The following is a 19989-nucleotide window of genomic DNA, read 5'->3' on the forward strand; positions in this document are numbered from 1 at the left end:
GGGCAGGGCGGGGCGCTGAGTCTCCAGCCATCGTTCAGTCTGCTGCGGTAGCGCCTTGAGTGGAGCGGTCGCGAAGGTTTCGGGCGTCGCCGCCTTTACCACGGGGAAGATCGCGAACAGGGCGGTGGCTGCGATCAGCAGGGCCATCACCAGCATGGCGCCGCCGATGCCCAGCGGCACGAACCAGCCGACCACCATTGCCCCGATCACGATCGCAAGGTCCGCCGCCGCGATGCGGCCGACGCGGCGCAGCACCTCGGCCTCGCGCCGGCGCTTCACACGTTGCGAACCGCCGCGATAGCGGTCGCGGGCGCGCTCCAGCACTTCTGTCGATCGGGCGATCTGGTGGTCGACTTCGCTCTGCATGGCGGTTCCTTACAGCGCCTCGAGCTTGAAGGTCTCGCCGCCGCCACCGGCGTTCTGCGCGGCGCCTTCGGCCCTGGCGATATAGCCCTTCGAACGCTCGACCTCGTTCGACAGCGTGTTGACCGTGGCCTTCATGCTGTCGAGCGACTTGAGCTTGAACGCATCGATCGCATCCATGGTGTCATAGATGTTCTGGAACGCGCGCTGCAGCGTCTCGACCGGGATGGTGGAGGCTGCCGCCTGCTCGTGGATCTGCGCGGTCTGCGACTTCAGTAGCTTGCCGGTCGAGTCGATGATGTTCGCGGTTGTGGTGTTGAGCGCGGTGATCTGTTCGAGCACCAGCTTCTGGTTGGTGAGCGCCTGCGCGACCGTCACCGCCGTGCGCAGCGCACCGACCGTGGTGGTGGAGGCGCGATCGACGCCCTTCACCAACTCGACATTGTTCTTCTTGACCAGATCGAGCGCCAGATACCCTTGCACCGTCACCGCCATCTGCGTCAGCAGGTCCTGCGTACGCTGGCGGACGTAGAACAGGGCCGTCTCGCGCACGGCCTTTGCCTTGGCCGGGTCGGTATGGTCGAGTTCGTTGGCCCGGTCCTCAAGCTTGCGATCCATCTCCTTGGACAGATAGATCATCTGCTCCAGCCGGCCCATCGCCGCCCACAGGTTCTGCCGTTCCACGTCGATCGCGGCATTGTCCATCAGCAGCTCGTCCTTGCCGGACTGCAGGCTCTTCAGGATCTGCGCGATGTGAGTCTGCGAGCTTTTGTAGCTGTCGAAATAATCCCGCATCTTGTTGCCGAACGGGACGATGCCGAACAGCTTCTTGGGCGCCAGCAGGTTGCCCTGCTTGCCGGGATCGAGGTCCTCGATGGTCCGGCGCAGCTGCGCCAGGTCGGCGCCGACGCCGTTCTCGCGGTCCATCGCCTTGACCGGACGATCCAGGAAGCGGTTGGACTGGCCGGCCGCCTCGCGGATTTCCCGCGCGCCCATGTTGGTGATCGCGTCCACGCGCTTGCCGAACTCGGGGCTGTTGACGTCCTGCGCGATCAGGTCATCGATGAAGCTGTCGACACGGGACTCCAGCTCGGACTTCTTGGTGTCGTCGACCGGCACGAGCCCGGCGGCCTTGGCAGGCACGACGGCGGGCACGGGATCCGGTGCTTCGAGCTTCAGCTCCTGTTCCGCCAACTCCGTCGCCATACCGTCTCCTGTCCTTGTGGTCCCTGAGGATAGTTGCTTGCCGCGGCCGCGCAAGTGTATCAGTCAAATAACACGCTATGCTGTCCCGCCAAGATGGGCCGCCGATGCGGCGCCGAAGCCATGAACTAACGCCCATGTCGACCAGGCTGGCGGTGCAGAATGGGACACGCTTTTTCGAATGACCTTTCCGCGAGAGCCAAAATAAGCTAAGGGCCGCGCCGAAACCGCCTGCGCCTTGCGTAGGCCACTTCCGGGAAATTGAATGAGCCTGCGCAACATCGCCATCATCGCGCACGTCGATCATGGCAAAACCACCCTTGTCGACCAGCTGTTCCGCCAGTCGGGTACCTTTCGAGACAATCAGCGCGTGGAAGAGCGCGCAATGGACTCCAACGACCTCGAGAAGGAGCGCGGGATCACCATTCTCGCCAAGCCGACCTCGGTCGAGTGGGCACCTCCGGGTGGTGGCGAGCCGGTCCGCATCAACATCGTCGATACCCCTGGCCACGCCGACTTCGGCGGCGAGGTGGAGCGCATCCTCTCGATGGTCGACGGCGTGATCCTGCTGGTCGACTCGTCGGAAGGCGCAATGCCGCAGACGAAGTTCGTGACCGGCAAGGCGCTGAAGCTCGGCCTGAAGCCGATCGTGGTCGTCAACAAGATCGATCGTTCGGACAGCCGCGTTCAGGAAGTCCTGGACGAGGTGTTCGACCTGTTCGTGTCGCTCGACGCTACCGACGAGCAGCTCGACTTCCCGGTGCTCTACGCTTCGGGTCGCAACGGCTATGCCTCGACCGACCAGGATGCGCGCGAAGGCACGCTGATCCCGCTGTTCGAGAAGATCGTAGAGCATGTTCCGGCGCCGAACCTCGACGAGGAGGCACCGTTCAGCTTCCTGGTGACGCTGCTCGACCGCGACAACTTCCTCGGCCGCATCCTGACCGGCCGCGTCCAGTCGGGCACGGTGAAGCTTAACCAGCCGATCCACGCGCTCGACATGGCGGGCAACGTGATCGAGACCGGTCGCGCCTCCAAGATCATGACCTTCCAGGGTCTTGAGCGCGTTCCGACCGACGAAGCCCGTGCCGGCGACATCATCTCGCTCGCCGGTCTGGCGGTCGCGACCGTGTCGAACACCATCTGCGATCCCTCGGTCACCGAGGCGATCCAGGCGCAGCCGATCGATCCGCCGACGCTTTCGATGCGCTTCGCCGTCAACGACTCGCCGCTGGCGGGCCGTGAGGGCAGCAAGGTCACGAGCCGCATGATCCGCGACCGTCTGGAGCGCGAAGCCGAGTCCAACGTCGCGATCAAGGTTACCGAGAGCGAGGACAAGGACAGCTTCGAAGTCGCCGGTCGCGGCGAGCTTCAGCTGGGCGTTCTTATCGAGACGATGCGCCGCGAGGGCTTCGAGCTCGGCATCAGCCGTCCGCGCGTGCTGTTCGGCACCGACGAGGAAGGCAAGAAGACCGAGCCGTACGAGACGGTCGTCATCGACGTGGACGACGAATTCTCGGGCACGGTCGTCGACAAGATGAACCAGCGCAAGGCCGAGATGACGGACATGCGTCCGTCCGGTGGCGGCAAGACCCGCATCACCTTCTCGGCACCGTCGCGTGGCCTCATCGGCTACCATGGCGAGTTCCTGTCGGACACGCGCGGTACCGGCATCATGAACCGCCTGTTCGAGCGCTACGGTCCCTTCAAGGGCACCATCGAGGGTCGCAAGAACGGCGTGCTGATCTCGAACGGTGCCGGCGAAGCCCAGGGCTATGCGCTCGGCCCGCTCGAGGACCGCGGCGTCCTGTTCGTCGGTCATGGCGAGACGCTCTACGAGGGCATGATCATCGGCGAGAACGCCAAGACGGATGACCTTGAGGTCAACCCGATGAAGGCGAAGCAGCTGACCAACTTCCGCGCATCGGGCGGCAAGGATGATGCCATCCGCCTGACCCCGCCGAAGAAGATGACCCTGGAGCAGGCCATCGCCTACATCGACGACGATGAGATGGTGGAAGTCACGCCGAAGAACATCCGCCTGCGCAAGCGCTACCTGGACCCGAACGTGCGCAAGCGCATGTCGCGTGCAAAGGCTGCCTGATCCGGCCTGACCGTCGCGATCTGCGAACCAACGAATGGGCGTCGGATGCACCAGCATCCGGCGCCTTTTTCGTCGATAAACGGCGGCTGAACAGTCGGTTTCCGGTCGGTTCAGCGCTGCCACGATACGGTCTTAGCTTCGGCGTCCGTCCTGCGTTTGCCGCTCAAGCCCCGGGCGCCAAGAGAGGAGTTGGGAATGAAGACGTTGCTGAAGAAGGCTGGCCTGGGCGTGGCGCTTGCGGCGACCGCGCTGACGGCGGCGGCCCCGGCGGAGGCGCAGCGCTACCGCGGCGGCTATTATCCGCGCTACCACCACCATTACCACGGCCGCAGCTCGGCCGGCCCCGCGATCGCCGCAGGTGTCGTCGGCGTCGTGCTCGGCGCGGCTCTCGCATCCAGCGCGAACGATCGGCGCTACCGCGAAAGCTACTATCGCGACCGCGGCTACGACTATGATTACGACGATCGCTACTATCGCGACCGGGGCTATTATCCGGCCGACGGCTACTACGCCCACCGTTACCGCAACTATCGCCAGTGTTGGAACGAGCAGCGCTTTGATCCGTATTATGGCTATCCGGTGCGCGTGCGCGTCTGCAACTGACGCTGCCACCATCGGGGAAGGCGGCGCGGGCAGGGGCCACGCGCCGCCTTTTTTTGTTGGCGCGGGCGCGCTTTTGGGCCATGCGGCCGCGCATGAGCGATACACCCCCGGACCATCTTTCGATCAACCCGCGCAGCCCGTACTTCGACCGTGAGGCACTGGAACGCGGCGTCGGCATCCGCTTCAAGGGCGTCGAGCGCCGCGACGTCGAGGAATATTCGATTTCCGAGGGCTGGATCCGAGTCGGTCTCGGCAAGAAGGTCGATCGTCACGGCCAGCCGCTGACCATCAAGCTGATCGGCCCGGTCGAGGCATGGTTCCAGACCGGCACCGAAGACGCCGCCGCCGAAGCTTCCGAAGAGTCGCAGGGCTGAACGAACAAGGGCCACCCCGCAGGGTGGCCCTTCTTACATCGGCAGGGGTCGCGCGCCGCCTCAGTGGACGAAGCGTGCCACCACGTCGCGATAGCTGCGGCTGACCTTTACCTGTGCGCCGGAGTCGAGCACCAGGAAGCACTCGCCGTTGGTGTGCGGTTTCACCTGCTTGACCAGGTCCAGGTTGACGATCGTCGAGCGGTGCACCCGCTGGAACCGCCTGGGATCGAGCCGCTTCTCCAGGTCCTTCATCGTCTCACGCAGGATCAGCGTGTTGTCGCCGGTGTAGATGCACATATAGTCGCCGGCGGCGTCGATGCGCTCGATCGTGTCGACGTCGACGCGGAAGATCTGCCCGCGATCCTTGATGTTGATGAGCTTTTCGAACCGGTTCGCATTGTGGGCGCCGCCATCGCCGCTGTCCGACAGGGTTTCCGCGGCCTCGGGGGCGACTTCCGCCAGCACTTCCTTCAGCCGGTCGACCTCGGCCTGGCCGCGCTTCTCGTTCAGCCGCTGCCGCACACGATCAAGCGTGTCCGCCAGCCGCGCATCGTCAACGGGCTTCATGAGATAATCGACCGCCTGCGCTTCGAACGCGCGCAGTGCGTGGTCCGAATAAGCGGTCACGAACACCACCAGCGGTGGTTCGACCTCCATGAGGCCCTGGACGACCGAGAAGCCGTCGAAGCCCGGCATCTGGATATCCAGGAACACGAGGTCGGGCTTGTGCGTCTTGATGGACCGGATGGCCTCGCGGCCGTTGACGCACTTGTCGACGATCTCGACGTCTTCATGCGCCTGAAGGCGCAGTTCCAGCCCCTGGATAGCCAGCGGCTCGTCGTCGACTAGGATGGTACGGATGGTCATGCAGCCTCTCGCGTGCGTTCCTCGACCTGGAACGGAATTTCGATCTCGACGCTGAAACCGCTGCCAGGGATCGAACGCGTATCTAGCCGATGGTCTTCACCATATGCCTGCGCCAATCGCTCCCGGATGTTCGCCAGTCCCACGCCGGTCGATAAGGTCGGCCTCCGCGACGCCTCGTTCAACCCCGGACCCGTGTCGGAAACGCTAATCTGCACCCGATCCCCGGCGAGCCGAGCCGTGACCGCGATTTCCGCACCCTCCTCCTTCGGGGTGACGGCATATTTGATGGCATTTTCGACCAGCGGCTGCAGCAGGAGCGACGGAAGCCGAGCCTGCGCCACGCGCGGGTCGATGTCGAAGCGGGTCTGCAGCCGCTCCTCGAAACGCATTTTCTCGATGTCGAGGTAGAGCTTCAACGTCTCCACCTCCTGCGCGAGCGTCACATGCGCGGTGGGTTCGTTGGCCAACGTGTAGCGCAGGAACGACGCAAGCCGCGACAGCATGATGTTGGCACGCTCGGTGTGCTTGAGCAGTACCAGGGTCGAGATCGAGTTGAGCGTGTTGAACAGGAAGTGCGGGTTCAGCTGATACCGCAGCATCGCCAATTGCGCGGAAGACGCCTGGTTCTCCAGCGCCTGCATCGCGCCCGTCTGCTGCTCGACGATCAGGTAGAAGTTGATGCCGAAATAGAGGGCGGACCAGCCCGCGAGCACGGTGAACGTCAGGAACAGCAGCGCCGGCAGCAGCGACAGGTCCAGCGTCGCGGCCGGGGCGTTCGTGCGGAACAGCGAGAAGGTATAGGCCTCGATGATCGCATAGAGCGCGGTCGCGACCAGCAGCGTCACCAGGGTGGCGATTACCGCCCACAATCGCGGCAGCCGGCGGTAGCTGCCGTACAGCACCGACATCAGCAGCGTCAGGCAATAGCCGACGATCGACTCCACGATGACGCCCAGCACCACCTTGACCGTCGGCGCGTTGAACACGGTCGAGACGGTGCGCAGCAACAGGTAGCCGCTCCATCCCGCAGCCTGGAGGATCCAAAAGGCGCGGCTCTTCTCTTCAAAGAACGGGCGCGAAAACAGGGATGAGATGGCAGACATCGTGTCGCCGCCTTACTGCGGCTCCCCTCCGCGCGGAAGAGGCGCGACGGCCACACAGCTTCCCAAAAAGCGAAACCGCCGCTCCCCGGCTGGGGAGCGGCGGTTCACACGTGCGATCGATCGATCGGACGAAGGCTTAGAAGTTGAACACCAGCGATCCGCTGACGGCGCGGGGTGCGCCGAACTGCACGAACGGGATCGTCGTGTTGTTCGAGCTGCCGCTGACGTAGCCGACGTAGAACTTGTTGAAGAGGTTCGACGCGTTGAGCTGGAAATAGGTCTGGCGAAGGCCGAACTGCTCCAGCGACACGCGCGCGTCGAGGTCGACCAGCGTGTACCCGTCCACCTTGGCCGGGAAGACCTCGGTGTTCGGAACGTTGTTGATGGTCTGCACCAGCGGCAGGTTCAGGTCGTTGATGTAGCGCGGGCCGGTGTACTTCACCTGCGCGCCCAGCTCGATCGGGCCCAGGGTGCCCTGCAAGCGGCCACCAAAGCTCCACTTCGACATGCCGGACTCCTGCTTGCCGGCAGTCGGCAGGAAGGTGTTCGTGCCCGTCTGGATGTCGTCCTTGATCTCGGAGTTCAGGTACGAACCGAAGAGGTAGGCCGTGATCTCACGGATCGGCTGCACCGAGATGCTGCCGTCGAAGCCATAACGGTCCACCTTGCCGATGTTGCGCGAGATGCTCTCGCCCAGTTCGGCATCAAACGCGGTGGCGATGCGGTTGTTGAACTTGATGTAGTAACCGCCGACCTGGGCGGTCACGATGCCGGAGCGATACCGCAGGCCCAGGTCGAAGCTGTCGGTGGTTTCCGGAGCGGGGTTCGCACCTTCCACGCCATCCGGGAAATAGACCGCACCGTAGAGCGTGTCCGTACCCGGAACCGAAAGGCCCTTCGCATAGCTTGCGAAGATGCTCGCGCGCGGCGTGAAGTTATAGGTCAGGCCGACGTTCGGAAGCGCGCGGTCATACTTGTAGGTGCGCGAGCGCGGTACCGCAAAGCGATTGCTCGGCGTGGCGTACGTTCCCGCATTGCCCGAAGCCAGGCAGTCGACGTTGCCGTTGGCCGCCGTGGTGAAGCAATATTGGTTCAGGTCGCGCTTGAAGAACGGAACGCGCAGGCCCAGGTCGACGACCAGGTTGTTCTCGAGGAACTCGCCGCGATACTGACCGGAAACCTGGTTCAGGATGGCGAAGGACTTGCGGTCACGCTTCTGAACGACGTTGCCGTTCACGTCCGTCAACGGGTCGTTGATCGGGAAAACGTCGACCGGCTCACCATTGCTGAAGAGCAGGCCGGTTTCGCCGGTCTGGCGGTGACGGGCGCGGTCCCAGGTGTAGGACAGGCGGACGCGGTGCGCGTCGTTGATCTGATACACCAGGTTGGAGATGACCATGTACCGGTTGGTCACGGTCTGGCTCGGCGCAAGCAGGGTGACGCCGTTGAAGTTGCTGCTGGAGCATGCGGCGCCGGTCGGGCTGCAGGTGTCCAGCGTGTCGCCGTCACCGTTCAGGTCGCGGCCGAAGTAATACTGGCCGCCGATGAAGCCGGTGTAGTCGACGCCGCCGATGGTGCGCACGCCCTCGCGGCCGGTCACCGTGCCGCCGCCGTTCGCCTTGGTGTACTGGTAGCTCGGGTCGACCGTCAGGGTCAGGCCATTGCCCAGCGTGAAGCGCGACGTACCGCGGATGTTGCCCGTGTTCGACGGGTTGTAGCGGCGGTCATACTGAGTGCCGCAGGTGTTCGCTGCGTCGACCACGCCAAAGACCGGCGTCGTCGTGCTGCAGACCGGCACGTCATACTTGGCTTCGCTGAAGCTGGTGGGGAAGCGGTTGCCGCTGCCGGTGCCAGTTTCACGGCCGGGATCGCCGCGCAGCGGGCCGGAGCCGAAGAAGTTGTTGCGCGCCTGATTATAGTGGCCGGCGACCGAGATGAAGTCGCCGTTGCCGCCCAGGTCCTGATGGATGCGGGCGTTGTACTGCTGCTTGCGGATGCGGCCATAGTTGTTGAACGGGTTGTCGTACGAGACCCAAGAGGCCGACCCGAACGCCTTGGTGCCCATGCCGGTGATGTCGCCGGTGTCGATCATACCGAACACGCGATGATAGCCGTACTCACCGTAGGAAGCGGTGGCCATCGCGCCCAGATCGTCGCCCGGAACGCGCGTGCGCAGGTTCACGGTGCCGCCGACTGCCGATGCGGTCGGGCTGTCGACGTCGGTCGCGCCAAGGTTGACGTTGACGTTGTCGATGATCTCGCTGTCGACCTGCTGGTTGGTGTAGATGGCGTAGCTGCCGCTGTCGTTCAGCGGAATGCCGTCCAGCGTCTGCGAGATGCGCGAGGAATCGAAGCCGCGGATGCGGAAGCCGCCGCCCGACGAACCATAGGGGTCGTTGTTCTGGAAGCTGACACCCGGAACCAGGTTGATCACGTCGTTGATCGTCTGGCCGGGACGCTGGCGCTGGATGATCTCGCTGTCGAGAACCACCTGAGCCTTGGGCGTGTTCGGAAGGTCGACACCGCCGACAGACCGGTCGGCGCGACCGGTTACGATGACTTCGCTACCCTCGTTGAACTCCTGCGAGGCAGTCGACTGCGCAAAGGCGGCAGCCGGAATCACCAGCGCAGCAACCGCCACGCCTGCAAAAAGCTTCGTACGCATGTATTCCCCTATCGTGAGCGGATGCTCAGACGCGGTGCCCGTTCACCGTCTGGCCGCCCCCTGCGCCGGGCTTATGTCGACTTTGTGACAATCAGGGGAGATGCGTAACAAACGTTTTTTGTGCGTTGCAATAAAATCACACCGCAGCCGCAACAATCTCCGCCCACTGCGCCTCGTTGACCACGCGGACCCCCAAATCCGCGGCCTTCTTCAGCTTGGAACCCGCGCTGGCGCCAGCCACGACGAGACCCGTCTTCGCAGAGACCGAGCCCGCGACTCGGGCGCCGAGGGCCTCGGCCTGCGCCTTGGCCTCGTCGCGCGACATAGTCTCCAGCGTGCCGGTGAACACCACGGTTAGCCCGGTTACCTCTGATTCGCGTACTTCCGGAACGAACGGCGGCGGCGAAACCTCCCCAAGAAGATCGTCCCAAAGCGCCTGGTTGTGCGGTTCAGCAAAGAAGTCGGCCAACGCGTGGCCTACGGCAGCTCCTACGTTTTCGACGCCGATGTGCTCGGCGATCGCCTTGTCCAGCCGGACCTGGTGCTTCTGCTCGGTTTCGCCGACCGCAGGGGGCGTGTTTTTCCGCAGTGCGATAAGCTCTTCTGCCAGCGCCCGGATCGCGGGGAGGGTGGTGTAGCGCTTCAGCAGGTCGCGCGCGGTAACGATGCCGATGTGGCGAATGCCCAGGCCGAACAACAGCCGCACGGGGTCCGGCTCGCGCTTCGCTTCAATGGCGGCAAGGAGGTTGTCGACCGAGATCTCCGCCCAACGCTCCCGCGCCAGGATGTCGGCACGGCGGTTCTTCAGGCGAAAGATGTCGGCCGGGGAGTGTAGCAGCCCGTCCCGCACGAAGGCCTCGATCGTGGTCGCGCCCAGCCCCTCGATGTCGAGCGCACCGCGACTCGCGAGATGCTTGAAGCGCTCCACCCGTTGCGCGGGGCAGATCAGGCCGCCGGTGCAGCGGATATCGACTTCACCCTCTTCGGCGACCGCGTCGGATCCACATTCCGGGCAGTGGGTAGGGAAGTGCCAGGGCTCCCGCGCTACCTCGCGCGTCAGATTGTCGACAATCTGCGGGATCACGTCGCCCGCGCGTTGCAGCACGACACGATCGCCGGGGCGAACCCCAAGCCGCGCGATCTCGTCGGCATTGTGCAGCGTCGCGTTGGTGACGACGACGCCGCCGACGGTCACTGCCTCCAGGCGCGCCACCGGCGTCAGCTTGCCGGTGCGCCCGACCTGTATGTCGATCCGCTCCAGCGTGGTCTGCGCGCGTTCAGCCGGGAATTTGTGCGCCAGTGCCCAGCGCGGCGCGCGGCCGATCTGGCCGAGTCGCGCCTGCCAGTCGAGGCGGTCGACCTTGTAGACGACGCCGTCGATGTCGAACGGCAGGTCCGCGCGCTGTGCCTCGATCGCACGATAGATGCCGAGTGCGTCCTCCAGCGTGGGGGTGAGCGCGAAGCTGTCGGCAACCGGGAAGCCCCAGCCGCGAATCGCCGTCACCACCTCGGCCTGGGTGTCGCCCGGCAAGCTGCTGGTTTCGCCCCAGCCGTGCATCAGGAATCGCAGCGGGCGGGTGGCGGTCACCCCCGCGTCCTTTTGGCGCAGCGATCCGGCGGCGGCGTTGCGCGGGTTCGCGAACTGCCGCGCCTTCGCCGGATCGACGGCTTCGGCGAGCAGCCGCGCGTTCAGCGCCGCGAACGCCGCCTTCTCCATGTACACCTCACCCCGGACCTCGAAGAGCTCGGGCGCGTCGTCGGGGAGGGTCTCGGGGATGTCAGCAATGGTGCGGACGTTCGCGGTCACGTCCTCACCCACGGCGCCGTCGCCGCGAGTCAGCGCCCGTACCAATCGACGGTTTTCATACCGTAGCGAGCAGGAAAGCCCGTCGATCTTGGGCTCGGCCGTGAGCACCACGGGCGTGTCGGCCGACACTGCCAGGAACCGCCGCACGCGGCCCACGAAGTCCGCGACTTCTTCGTCGGTGAACGCATTGTCGAGGCTCAGCATCGGCCGCGCATGCGCGACCTTCGCCAAATGCCCGGTCGGCGTCGCGCCGACCTGCCGTGCAGCCGAGTCGCTCAGCACCAGGTGCGGGAAGGCGGCTTCGATCGCAGCGTTCCTGCGGACCAGCGCGTCATAGTCGGCATCGCTGATCTCCGGTGCATCGGCGTCGTGATAGAGCTGGTTGTGGCGCGCAATCTCGGCAGAGAGTGCGGCGAGCTCCTGGGCGGCGTCCTGATCGGTCTGGGGCAGCGGGTCCATGTCGGGTCGGTACGCACGGCTGCAGCCGCGATCAAGAAGGCGCGCGGCCGCCACGGCGCGGACAGCGGTTTTCGTGAGCGCCGCCATGTTGCATAGGGGCCCAAACCGAACATGGACCCGCAATGACCACCATCATCACCGAAGCAGACCTGATCGAAAGCGTCGCCGACGCCCTCCAGTTCATCAGCTACTACCACCCGATGGATTACATCCGCGCGCTGGGCCAAGCCTATGAGGCGGAGCAGAGCCCGGCAGCCAAGGACGCAATCGCCCAGATCCTGACCAACAGCCGCATGTGCGCGGAAGGGCATCGGCCGATCTGCCAGGACACCGGCATCGTCACCGTGTTCGTGAAATGGGGCCAGGATTGCCGCCTCCAGTCGAACCGATCGCTGCAGGAAGTGATCGATGAGGGCGTCCGCCGCGCCTATCTCCACCCGGAGAACAAGCTGCGCGCCTCGATCCTCGCCGATCCGGCCTTCACCCGCCGCAACACCCGCGACAACACGCCCAGCGTCATGCACGTGGAAATGGTGCCGGGCAGCACCGTCTCGATCGATGTCGCGGCCAAGGGCGGCGGGTCGGAGAACAAGACCAAGTTCAAGATGATGAACCCCAGCGACTCGATCGTCGACTGGGTGCTGGAGATGGTCCCCCAGATGGGTGCCGGCTGGTGCCCGCCCGGCATGCTCGGCATCGGCATCGGCGGCACCGCGGAAAAGGCGATGCTGCTCGCCAAGGAATCGCTGATGGGCGCGATCGACATGGCGCACCTGAAGCAGCGCGGCCCCCAGAACGATATCGAGGCGTTGCGCATCGAACTGTTCGACAAGGTCAACGCACTCGGCATCGGCGCGCAGGGGCTGGGTGGCCTTTCCACCATCCTCGACATCAAGATCCTCGACTGGCCGACCCATGCCGCGTCCAAGCCGGTGGCGATGATCCCCAACTGCGCCGCCACGCGCCACGCGCACTTCACGCTCGACGGTTCGGGGCCGGTCTATCTGGAAGCGCCCAAGCTCGACGAATGGCCCAAGGTAGAGTGGAAGCCCTCGGCCGAGGCAAAGCGCGTGGACCTCGACACGCTCACCCCCGAAGTGGTGCAGTCGTGGAAGCACGGCGACCGCCTGCTCCTCAACGGTAAGATGCTGACCGGCCGTGACGCCGCCCACAAGCGGATCGCCGACATGCTCGCTCGTGGCGAATCGCTGCCGGTCGAGTTCAAGGGTCGGGTGATCTACTATGTCGGGCCGGTCGATCCGGTGGGTGAGGAAGTGGTCGGCCCCGCCGGCCCCACCACCGCCACCCGCATGGACAAGTTCACGCGCATGATGCTCGACCAGGGCCTGCTCGCGATGGTGGGCAAGGCGGAGCGCGGTCCGGCCGCGACCGACGCCATTCGCGAGAACAAGAGCGCCTATCTGATGGCGGTCGGCGGTGCTGCGTACCTCGTCGCCCGCGCGATCAAGGGTTCCAAGGTCGTCGGCTTCGAGGACCTCGGCATGGAAGCCATCTACGAGTTCGAGGTGCAGGACTTCCCCGTCACCGTCGCGGTCGATGCAGAGGGGCAGAACGTCCACACGCTCGCGCCGCTCGTCTGGCGCGAAAAGATCGCCCGCGAACGCCTGCTCGAAAACGCCTGACTTCGGTCAGGCGTCCTCGTCCTCCGGTTCCGGCCGCAGTGCCCAGCTCGCATAGAGCGTGGGCACTGCGGAATATAAGGTGGCGAGGTAGTAGGCGAGCACCATCAGCCGGAAGCAGAGCTGGTAGGTCGACCAGCCCAGCGCCAGCGACAATCCTGCAAGCAGCAGGATGCCGGCAAAGGCCGTGGCCGCGACCGCGGTGAGCGCCACCAGATACGCTGTCCTGCGAAGCTCGCGTTCCCGCTCGTCGGCCGCTTCGGACGCCGTCCAGTTCTTGACCGGGCCGGACAGCGGCATGAACACTGCCACCGCCCAGCCCACGGCCACGAGCACATTGCCGAAGAATAGCCCCGTGTCGTCTGCAATGGCATAGAGGAGGCCGCCCGTCGCGAGGGTCAGGGCCAACAGCGGCGCCCACCGCCGCGGGCGCCGATGCGGCGGGCTCTTCGCCAGGTCGGGGATGCCGGTCCATCGAACGCTGTCGTCCAGTCGCTCGGCCAGGGTCTTTCGAACCATCATTGCTCTCCTGCGCGACGCAGCGCGTCCGCCACCGGGGGAAAGGGCGAAAACGAAAACAGCAACTCTATCGGTACCTCGAAAACGGCGGCGATCTTCATCGCCAGTTCCAGGCTCGGTTTGTAATCGCCGCGCTCAAGATAGCCTATGGTCTGCGGGTTCACGTCGACTGCCTCGGCGAGTGCGCGCCGGCTCAGACCCCGTTCGGTTCGGAAAAGCGCGATCCTGTTGTAGAGACTTGGCATACCGGGAATAGGTACATCCGTTGTGAATACACAACAATCCTGTATCGAACCTGCACGACGAAAACCGCCGCGGGACGCGCGACGGGAAGATCAGTCGATGTGGAGGCGCCCCGCCGCAAGCCGCGCGGCCGCAGCGGGGCAGGCGTTCAGGCAGCCAGCGTTGTGCTCGCCTGCGCTTCGTTCACCGCCGCGCGCAGGTCCTGAGCAAGCGCATCCACGCGGGTAAGGTCCGCGTCCCAAGCGAACATGAACCGCGCTCCGCCGCCGATGAAGGTGTAGAAGCGCCAGCCGCGGGCGCGCAGGCCTGCCAGCACCGCTTCCGGCGCGCGCAGGAACACGGCGTTCGCCTCCACCGGGAACATCGGCTCGACATCGGGCAGGTCGGCGATGGCGGCGGCCAGCCGGCGCGCGCACTCATTGCCGTGCGCTGCGTTGCTCAGCCACACGCCGCTTTCCAGCATCCCGACCCAGGGGGCCGCGAGGAAGCGCATTTTCGATGCAAGCTGCCCCGCCTGCTTGCAGCGATAGTCGAAGTCCTCGGCAAGGGCGTGGTCGAAGAACAGGATCGCTTCGCCCGCAGCCATGCCGTTCTTGGTCCCGCCGAAGCACAGCACGTCGACGCCGGAGCGCCAGGTCATCTCGGCCGGGGAGCAGCCGAGCGCGGCACATGCATTGGCAAAGCGCGCGCCGTCCATGTGCAGGCGCAGGCCCAGTTCACGGCAGGTGGCGGAAAGGGCGCGGATCTCGTCCAGCGTATAGACCTGGCCCGTCTCGGTCGGCTGGGTGATCGTCACCGCGCGCGGCTTGGGAAAGTGGATGTCGGAACGCCCGGTCGCCAGCGCGCGCACAGCGGCCGGCGTCAGCTTGCCGTCGTCGGTCTGCGCGACCAGCAGCTTGGACCCGTTGGAAAAGAACTCCGGCGCTCCGCATTCGTCGGTTTCGACATGGGCGGAGGAGGAGCAGATCACGCTGTGGTAGGACTGGCACAGCGCGGCAAGCGCGAGCGAGTTGGCGGCGGTGCCGTTGAACGCGAAGAACACCTCGCAGTCGGTTTCGAACAGCGCGCGGAACGAGTCGGAGGCACGCTGCGTCCACGGGTCCTCGCCATAAGCGGGGACATAGCCGTGGTTGGCTTCGGCCATCGCCGCCCATGCTGCGGGACAAATGCCGGCGTAGTTGTCGCTGGCGAACTGCTGGGGTTCTTGGGTCATGCCTTCGTCGTACCTCCTTGGAGAGTCGGCGCGACGCGTGGCTTGGGTCCCGTGGTTTGCCGACCGGCCACATCCCTTACGCAAAGCGCAAGGCACCACCTTGCTCGGGAGCAGGTTGGTGTCGGGGTCGCCCCGACTCTCGATGCTGGCGCGCCTGTAGCAAGCTCGCTGCGGCGCGGCAAGGCAGGGCTAGATTGGTTCTACCTATATGCGACCGGCGTGCTGGCGCCGGTCGCGGACAGTGTCAGTCGACGAAGGCGCGTTCGATCACGAACTGGCCGGGAGTGGCGTTGGAGCCTTCGACAAAGCCCATACCCTCGAGCATGGCAGCAAAGTCGCGGATCATCGCCATGCTGCCGCACAGCATGATGCGGTCCGTCTCAGGATCGAGCTTCTTGGGACCCTGCACCGGGTCGCCGAACAGCGCTGCGCTCTCGATCAGGTCGTTGATGCGGCCGGTGTTGCGGAACGGCTCACGCGTCACAGTCGGCACATAGTGGAACTGGGCCTGTGCCTCATCTGACACGAGCGGGTCGTCGGCCAGGCGCGCGGCGAGCTCGTCGTGATAGGCAAGGTCGCTCACCTTGCGCACCGAATGCACCAGGATCACCTGCTCGAACATGGAGTATACGTCCGGGTCGCGCGCCAGGCTCAGGAACGGCGCCAGGCCGGTGCCGGTCGAAAAGAAGAACAGGCGCTTGCCCGGGGTCAGCGCGTCGGTGACGAGGGTGCCGGTGGGCTTCTTGCCCAGGTACACTTCGTCGCCCGGCTGGATCAGCTGCAGCTTGGAGGTGAGGGGGCCGTCCTCGACCTTGATCGACAGGAATTCCAGCTCCTCGGCATAATGCGGGCTGGCGATCGAATAGGCGCGCATGATCGGCTTGGGATCGCCCGGAAGCCCGATCATCACGAATTCGCCCGACCGGAAGCGGAAGCTCGACGGCCGCTCGACCGCGAACGAGAACAGCCGGTCGTTCCAGTGGCGGACCCACAGCACCTTGGCGTTGAGGAACGCCTTCGTCTCGGGGATGAGCGCGGGTTCGCGGACGTCAGTCATGCACTTCTTCCTTCAGCCGCGCCGGAACAGGCGCGGTGCGTCTTGCCTGGGCTAGTTGCGAGGGCATCGCACTATGGGCTGCGCGGCGATGGGTCAACCAAAGCAAAGCTTGGGGTGCGCGTTGCCGCTGCTTGGCCGCATCCCCATATTGCTTCCCTATGGCGATCCAGATCCGCACCAACCTTGCCGAACCCGAGACCGGGCCCGCCTTTGTGCCGCACCGCCCCGCGCGTCCACCCAAGGTGGAAGGGGGCAAACCCTTCAAGCTCGTGTCCGAGTACGAACCTTCGGGGGACCAGCCGACGGCCATCGCCGAGCTTGTCGCCGCGGCACAAGCGGGCGAGCGCGACCAGGTGCTGCTCGGCGTCACGGGTTCGGGCAAGACGTTCACCATGGCCAAGACGATCGAGGCGCTGCAGCGTCCGGCGTTGATCCTGGCCCCGAACAAGATCCTCGCGGCCCAGCTCTATGGCGAGTTCAAGAGCTTCTTTCCGGAGAACGCGGTCGAGTATTTCGTCAGCTACTACGACTATTACCAGCCCGAGGCCTATGTGCCGCGGTCGGACACCTACATCGAGAAGGAAAGCTCGGTGAACGAGGCGATTGACCGCATGCGCCACTCGGCGACGCGGTCGCTGCTCGAACGCGACGACGTCATCATCGTGGCGTCGGTGTCGTGCCTGTACGGCATCGGCTCGGTCGAGACCTATTCCGCGATGGTGTTCGACCTCAAGAAGGGCCAGGTCGTCGACCAGCGCGAGATCGTGCGCAAGCTCGTCGCACTCCAGTACAAGCGCAACGATGCCGCCTTCCAGCGCGGCGCTTTCCGCGTCCGCGGCGACAGCCTCGAACTCTTCCCGTCGCACTATGAGGACAGCGCCTGGCGCATCACCTTCTTCGGCGACGAGATCGAAGCGATCACGGAGTTCGATCCGCTGACCGGCAAGAAGGTGGCCGAGCTGAACTCGGTGCGCGTCTATGCGAACTCGCACTATGTGACGCCCGGCCCGACGCTCAAGCAGGCGAGCGAGGCGATCAAGCACGAGCTTTCGGAGCGCCTCAAGGAACTTCATGCCGAGGGCAAGCTGCTGGAGGCCCAGCGGCTGGAGCAGCGCACGAACTTCGACCTGGAGATGATCGCCGCCACCGGCAGTTGCGCCGGCATCGAGAATTATTCGCGCTTCCTGACGGGCCGCCTGCCCGGTGAGCCGCCGCCCACGCTGTTCGAGTATCTCCCAGAAAACGCGCTGCTGTTCGTGGACGAGAGTCACCAGACGATCGGCCAGGTCAACGGCATGGCCCGCGGCGACCACCGTCGGAAGATCACGCTGGCCGAATATGGCTTCCGCCTGCCATCGTGCATCGACAACCGTCCGCTGCGCTTCAACGAATGGGACGCGATGCGCCCGCAGACCGTCTGCGTCTCTGCGACGCCGGGCGGTTGGGAGCTGGAACAGACCGGCGGTGTCTTCTCCGAACAGGTGATCCGCCCCACCGGCCTCATCGACCCGCCGATCGAGATCAAGCCGGTCGAGGATCAGGTCGACGACCTCATCCATGAGGCGAAGAAGACCGCAGAGGCCGGCTATCGTACGCTGGTGACGACCCTCACCAAGCGCATGGCAGAGGATCTCACCGAGTTCATGCACGAGGCGGGGCTTAAGGTCCGCTACATGCACTCCGACGTCGAGACGCTGGAGCGTATCGAGCTGATCCGTGACCTGCGGCTGGGCGTCTATGACGTGCTGGTCGGCATCAACCTGCTGCGCGAGGGCCTCGACATCCCGGAGTGCGGCCTGGTCGCGATCCTGGATGCCGACAAGGAAGGCTTCCTGCGATCGGAGACATCGCTCATCCAGACGATCGGCCGCGCCGCCCGCAACGTCGACGGCCGCGTGATCCTCTATGCCGATCGGATGACCGGCAGCATGGAGCGCGCGATCGCCGAGACCGACCGCCGCCGTGAGAAGCAGAAGGCGTACAACCTCGAGCACGGCATCACGCCGACCACGATCAAGCGCAACATCGGCGACATCATCGCCCATGTCGCGTCGAAGGATCAGGTCACGGTCGAGATCGACGAGGAACGGCCGCACATGGTCGGCCATAACCTGCGCTCGTACATCGAGAGCCTGGAAAAGAAGATGCGGGAAGCCGCATCCAACCTCGAGTTCGAGGAGGCCGGTCGCCTGCGTGACGAGATCCGCGCTCTGGAAAGCGAGGAACTCGGCCTGCCGGTCGCGGAGCACAAGGCGCCTCTCATGGGCCGGTCCAACGAAGGTAAGCCCGGCACCCGCAAGACCCGATTCGGCAAGCAGCAGAAGACACGCATGAGCCACCGGCGCGCGTAGCATGGGCGGTGGGGAAGCTCGGGGTGCACCTGCGCATCCGAGGCTTGCCTCACGCAGTAACCAGCGACTAAATCATCGAGGGATGATTTACCGTTGGACCACTGGATGACCGTCGAAACAGCCGTTCCGTTCAAGCGCAGCCGGGGGCGCCCCCGCCAGGATCAGGGGCCCGATCCCGAGGAAATCCTCAGCGCGGCGCTGTCCGCCTTTGCGAAATACGGCTGGGCCGGCGCCGACCTGCGCAAGATCGCGAAGGTCGCCGGCGTCGACTCCGCGCTGATCGCCCGCCGCTATGATGGCAAGGTCGGGCTGTGGCGGGCGATCGTCGACCATGTCTCGACGACTCTTAAACGGTGGCAGGCGCTCGACGATCTCGAAGGGCTGCCGCTCGCCGATCAGCTCCGCGTCGTGATCGAACGGTTCGTGCTGCTGAGCCTGGAACAGCCCGATCTCGGCCGCTTCTTCATCGACCAGATTGCCGAGCCCGGGGAGCGCCGGACCTATGTCATCGAGCAGATCTGGTCTGTGCATCGCGCCCATGTCATGCCGCTGCTCCAGCGCGCGGCGGAGGAAGGGCTGCTGCCCCCGGGATCCGATCCCGAGACCTTCCATGCGGTCCTCGTCGGCGCGGTGGCTATGCCGTTGCTCACCCGCTCGATCGCGCTTCCGGACATCGACACCGATGCGGGCCGGGAGCGGTTCGTGAGCACGATCATGGGGCTGTTCCGGCCGGCAGGCTGACGGAAGCGCGGCGAGGCAAGAGCGTCGGTTAGAAGGTAGCGAAAATCCCCGTCATCAACCCGTGCTCCATCACATCGGGATCGTCGTCGTTGAACCGGTACTGGTTCATGTAGCCGAGCTGCGCGTTCAGGCCCTCTGCGACTGGGAATATCACGACCGCCCAGTTGCGCATCCGCTCATGCCCACGCTCCTGGAAGCCCGTGGTGTTGAGGTTCTGGTAACTTTCGTGGGCAATCCGTAGCCTCACGTCGCCATGGATTGGCACTGTGTAGGTGATTTCAGGCCGAAGCCGATGACCGGTGTGGCTGTCATCGCTCCGGAATCGCTGTTCCAGGCGCAGCCGGCCCGCGAGTTGCCCCGGCCCCAGCTTGGCGATCGGAAATCCGATCTGCTGGCGCGGTCGCCATTCGGTGCTCTGTACCCGCCCATCGCGGGGCCGGACGACCCGGTTGACCCCGCCCGTCAGCGTGACGCCCTTGGCAAGCCGGACAGCGAGCGCGGCGAGATACTGGCTTTCGTACAGCTCGCCATTGTTGTTGCTGATCCGCTGGTTGGTTTCGAGCTCCAGCTTCACGCCGTCCGCGAGCTCCGTCGAGGCGTTGGCGGTCAGCCACAGCTGCGCGTCATGCTCCTGCGCAAAGGCTGGCGTGGCAATGAAGGCGAATCCAGTCGCCAAG

16 protein-coding genes, 1 pseudogene and 1 riboswitch are annotated in these 19989 nt (G+C 65.1%); of the genes and pseudogenes, 6 read left to right on the top strand and 11 right to left on the bottom strand.

Translation table 11 applies throughout. The annotated features are described in order from the left end of the window. Together QP045_RS15590 and QP045_RS15595 are read right to left on the bottom strand one after the other, a co-directional pair. Nucleotides 1-366, bottom strand: a pseudogene (locus QP045_RS15590) (hypothetical protein); the annotation flags it as partial. Nucleotides 367-375: 9 nt separating this feature from the next. Continuing rightward, on the bottom strand, nt 376-1569 hold the full coding sequence (locus QP045_RS15595) for a toxic anion resistance protein (RefSeq protein WP_422515917.1): 1194 nt from the start codon (nt 1567-1569) through the stop codon (nt 376-378). A 262-nt stretch (nt 1570-1831) separates the two neighbouring features. Between QP045_RS15595 and typA the strand changes: the two genes are divergently transcribed. From typA to QP045_RS15610, 3 genes are all read left to right on the top strand, one after another. Next, nucleotides 1832-3670: a translational GTPase TypA gene (typA, locus tag QP045_RS15600; RefSeq protein ID WP_422515918.1), complete on the top strand. Its 1839-nt coding sequence runs from the start codon at nt 1832-1834 to the stop codon at nt 3668-3670. A gap of 195 nt (nt 3671-3865) precedes the next feature. Beyond that, nucleotides 3866-4273 carry a hypothetical protein gene (locus tag QP045_RS15605; RefSeq protein ID WP_422515919.1) on the top strand — a complete coding sequence of 136 codons (408 nt, stop codon included), beginning with the start codon at nt 3866-3868 and terminating at the stop codon, nt 4271-4273. A gap of 92 nt (nt 4274-4365) precedes the next feature. Next, nucleotides 4366-4647, top strand: a complete 282-nt coding sequence (locus tag QP045_RS15610) for a DUF3297 family protein (RefSeq protein ID WP_422515920.1) — start codon at nt 4366-4368, stop codon at nt 4645-4647. 60 nt (nt 4648-4707) lie between these two features. Here QP045_RS15610 and QP045_RS15615 read toward each other — a convergent pair whose 3' ends face one another. The 4 genes from QP045_RS15615 to ligA form a co-directional block, all read right to left on the bottom strand. Then, on the bottom strand, nt 4708-5514 hold the full coding sequence (locus tag QP045_RS15615) for a LytR/AlgR family response regulator transcription factor (RefSeq protein ID WP_422515921.1): 807 nt from the start codon (nt 5512-5514) through the stop codon (nt 4708-4710). Beyond that, entirely contained in the window at nt 5511-6617 is a 1107-nt protein-coding gene (locus tag QP045_RS15620) for a sensor histidine kinase (protein ID WP_422515922.1), read from the bottom strand. The genes QP045_RS15615 and QP045_RS15620 overlap by 4 nt, the downstream gene beginning before the upstream one ends. Nucleotides 6618-6753: 136 nt before the next feature. Further along, nucleotides 6754-9282: a TonB-dependent receptor gene (locus QP045_RS15625; RefSeq protein ID WP_422515923.1), complete on the bottom strand. Its 2529-nt coding sequence runs from the start codon at nt 9280-9282 to the stop codon at nt 6754-6756. A gap of 136 nt (nt 9283-9418) precedes the next feature. Beyond that, nucleotides 9419-11548 (bottom strand): NAD-dependent DNA ligase LigA, encoded by a 2130-nt coding sequence (gene ligA / locus QP045_RS15630; protein ID WP_422515924.1) that lies wholly within the window; start codon nt 11546-11548, stop codon nt 9419-9421. Between the two features lie 122 nt (nt 11549-11670). Between ligA and QP045_RS15635 the strand changes: the two genes are divergently transcribed. After that, nucleotides 11671-13191 (top strand): fumarate hydratase, encoded by a 1521-nt coding sequence (locus tag QP045_RS15635; RefSeq protein WP_422515925.1) that lies wholly within the window; start codon nt 11671-11673, stop codon nt 13189-13191. 6 nt (nt 13192-13197) lie between these two features. Here the strand turns inward: QP045_RS15635 and QP045_RS15640 are convergent, their stop codons facing one another. The 4 genes from QP045_RS15640 to QP045_RS15655 form a co-directional block, all read right to left on the bottom strand. After that, on the bottom strand, nt 13198-13707 hold the full coding sequence (locus QP045_RS15640) for a hypothetical protein (RefSeq protein WP_422515926.1): 510 nt from the start codon (nt 13705-13707) through the stop codon (nt 13198-13200). Continuing rightward, on the bottom strand, nt 13707-13952 hold the full coding sequence (locus QP045_RS15645; RefSeq protein ID WP_422515927.1) for a helix-turn-helix transcriptional regulator: 246 nt from the start codon (nt 13950-13952) through the stop codon (nt 13707-13709). The genes QP045_RS15640 and QP045_RS15645 overlap by 1 nt, the downstream gene beginning before the upstream one ends. 146 nt (nt 13953-14098) lie before the next feature. After that, on the bottom strand, nt 14099-15163 hold the full coding sequence (locus QP045_RS15650) for a threonine aldolase family protein (RefSeq protein ID WP_422515928.1): 1065 nt from the start codon (nt 15161-15163) through the stop codon (nt 14099-14101). Between the two features lie 42 nt (nt 15164-15205). Then, a riboswitch (SAM-I-IV-variant riboswitch) is annotated at nt 15206-15314 on the bottom strand. A 93-nt stretch (nt 15315-15407) separates the two neighbouring features. Further along, a complete protein-coding gene (locus tag QP045_RS15655) occupies nt 15408-16220 on the bottom strand; it encodes a ferredoxin--NADP reductase (RefSeq protein ID WP_422515929.1) in 813 nt (270 codons plus the stop codon). A gap of 158 nt (nt 16221-16378) precedes the next feature. On the opposite strand from QP045_RS15655, the gene uvrB reads away from it, so the two are divergent. Both uvrB and QP045_RS15665 read left to right on the top strand, forming a co-directional pair. Then, complete coding sequence (gene uvrB, locus QP045_RS15660) at nt 16379-18571, top strand: excinuclease ABC subunit UvrB (RefSeq protein WP_422515930.1); 2193 nt, start codon at nt 16379-16381, stop codon at nt 18569-18571. A 105-nt stretch (nt 18572-18676) separates the two neighbouring features. Further along, a complete protein-coding gene (locus tag QP045_RS15665) occupies nt 18677-19312 on the top strand; it encodes a TetR/AcrR family transcriptional regulator (RefSeq protein ID WP_422515931.1) in 636 nt (211 codons plus the stop codon). A 28-nt stretch (nt 19313-19340) separates the two neighbouring features. Here the strand turns inward: QP045_RS15665 and QP045_RS15670 are convergent, their stop codons facing one another. Beyond that, nucleotides 19341-19988, bottom strand: coding sequence for a DUF2490 domain-containing protein (locus tag QP045_RS15670; RefSeq protein ID WP_422515932.1), 648 nt, complete (start codon nt 19986-19988; stop codon nt 19341-19343). Between the last annotated feature and the right edge of the window lies 1 nt (nt 19989).

This window comes from Sphingomonas sp. 3-13AW (genome assembly GCF_049311085.1).
Classification (GTDB): Bacteria; Pseudomonadota; Alphaproteobacteria; order Sphingomonadales; family Sphingomonadaceae; genus Sphingomonas.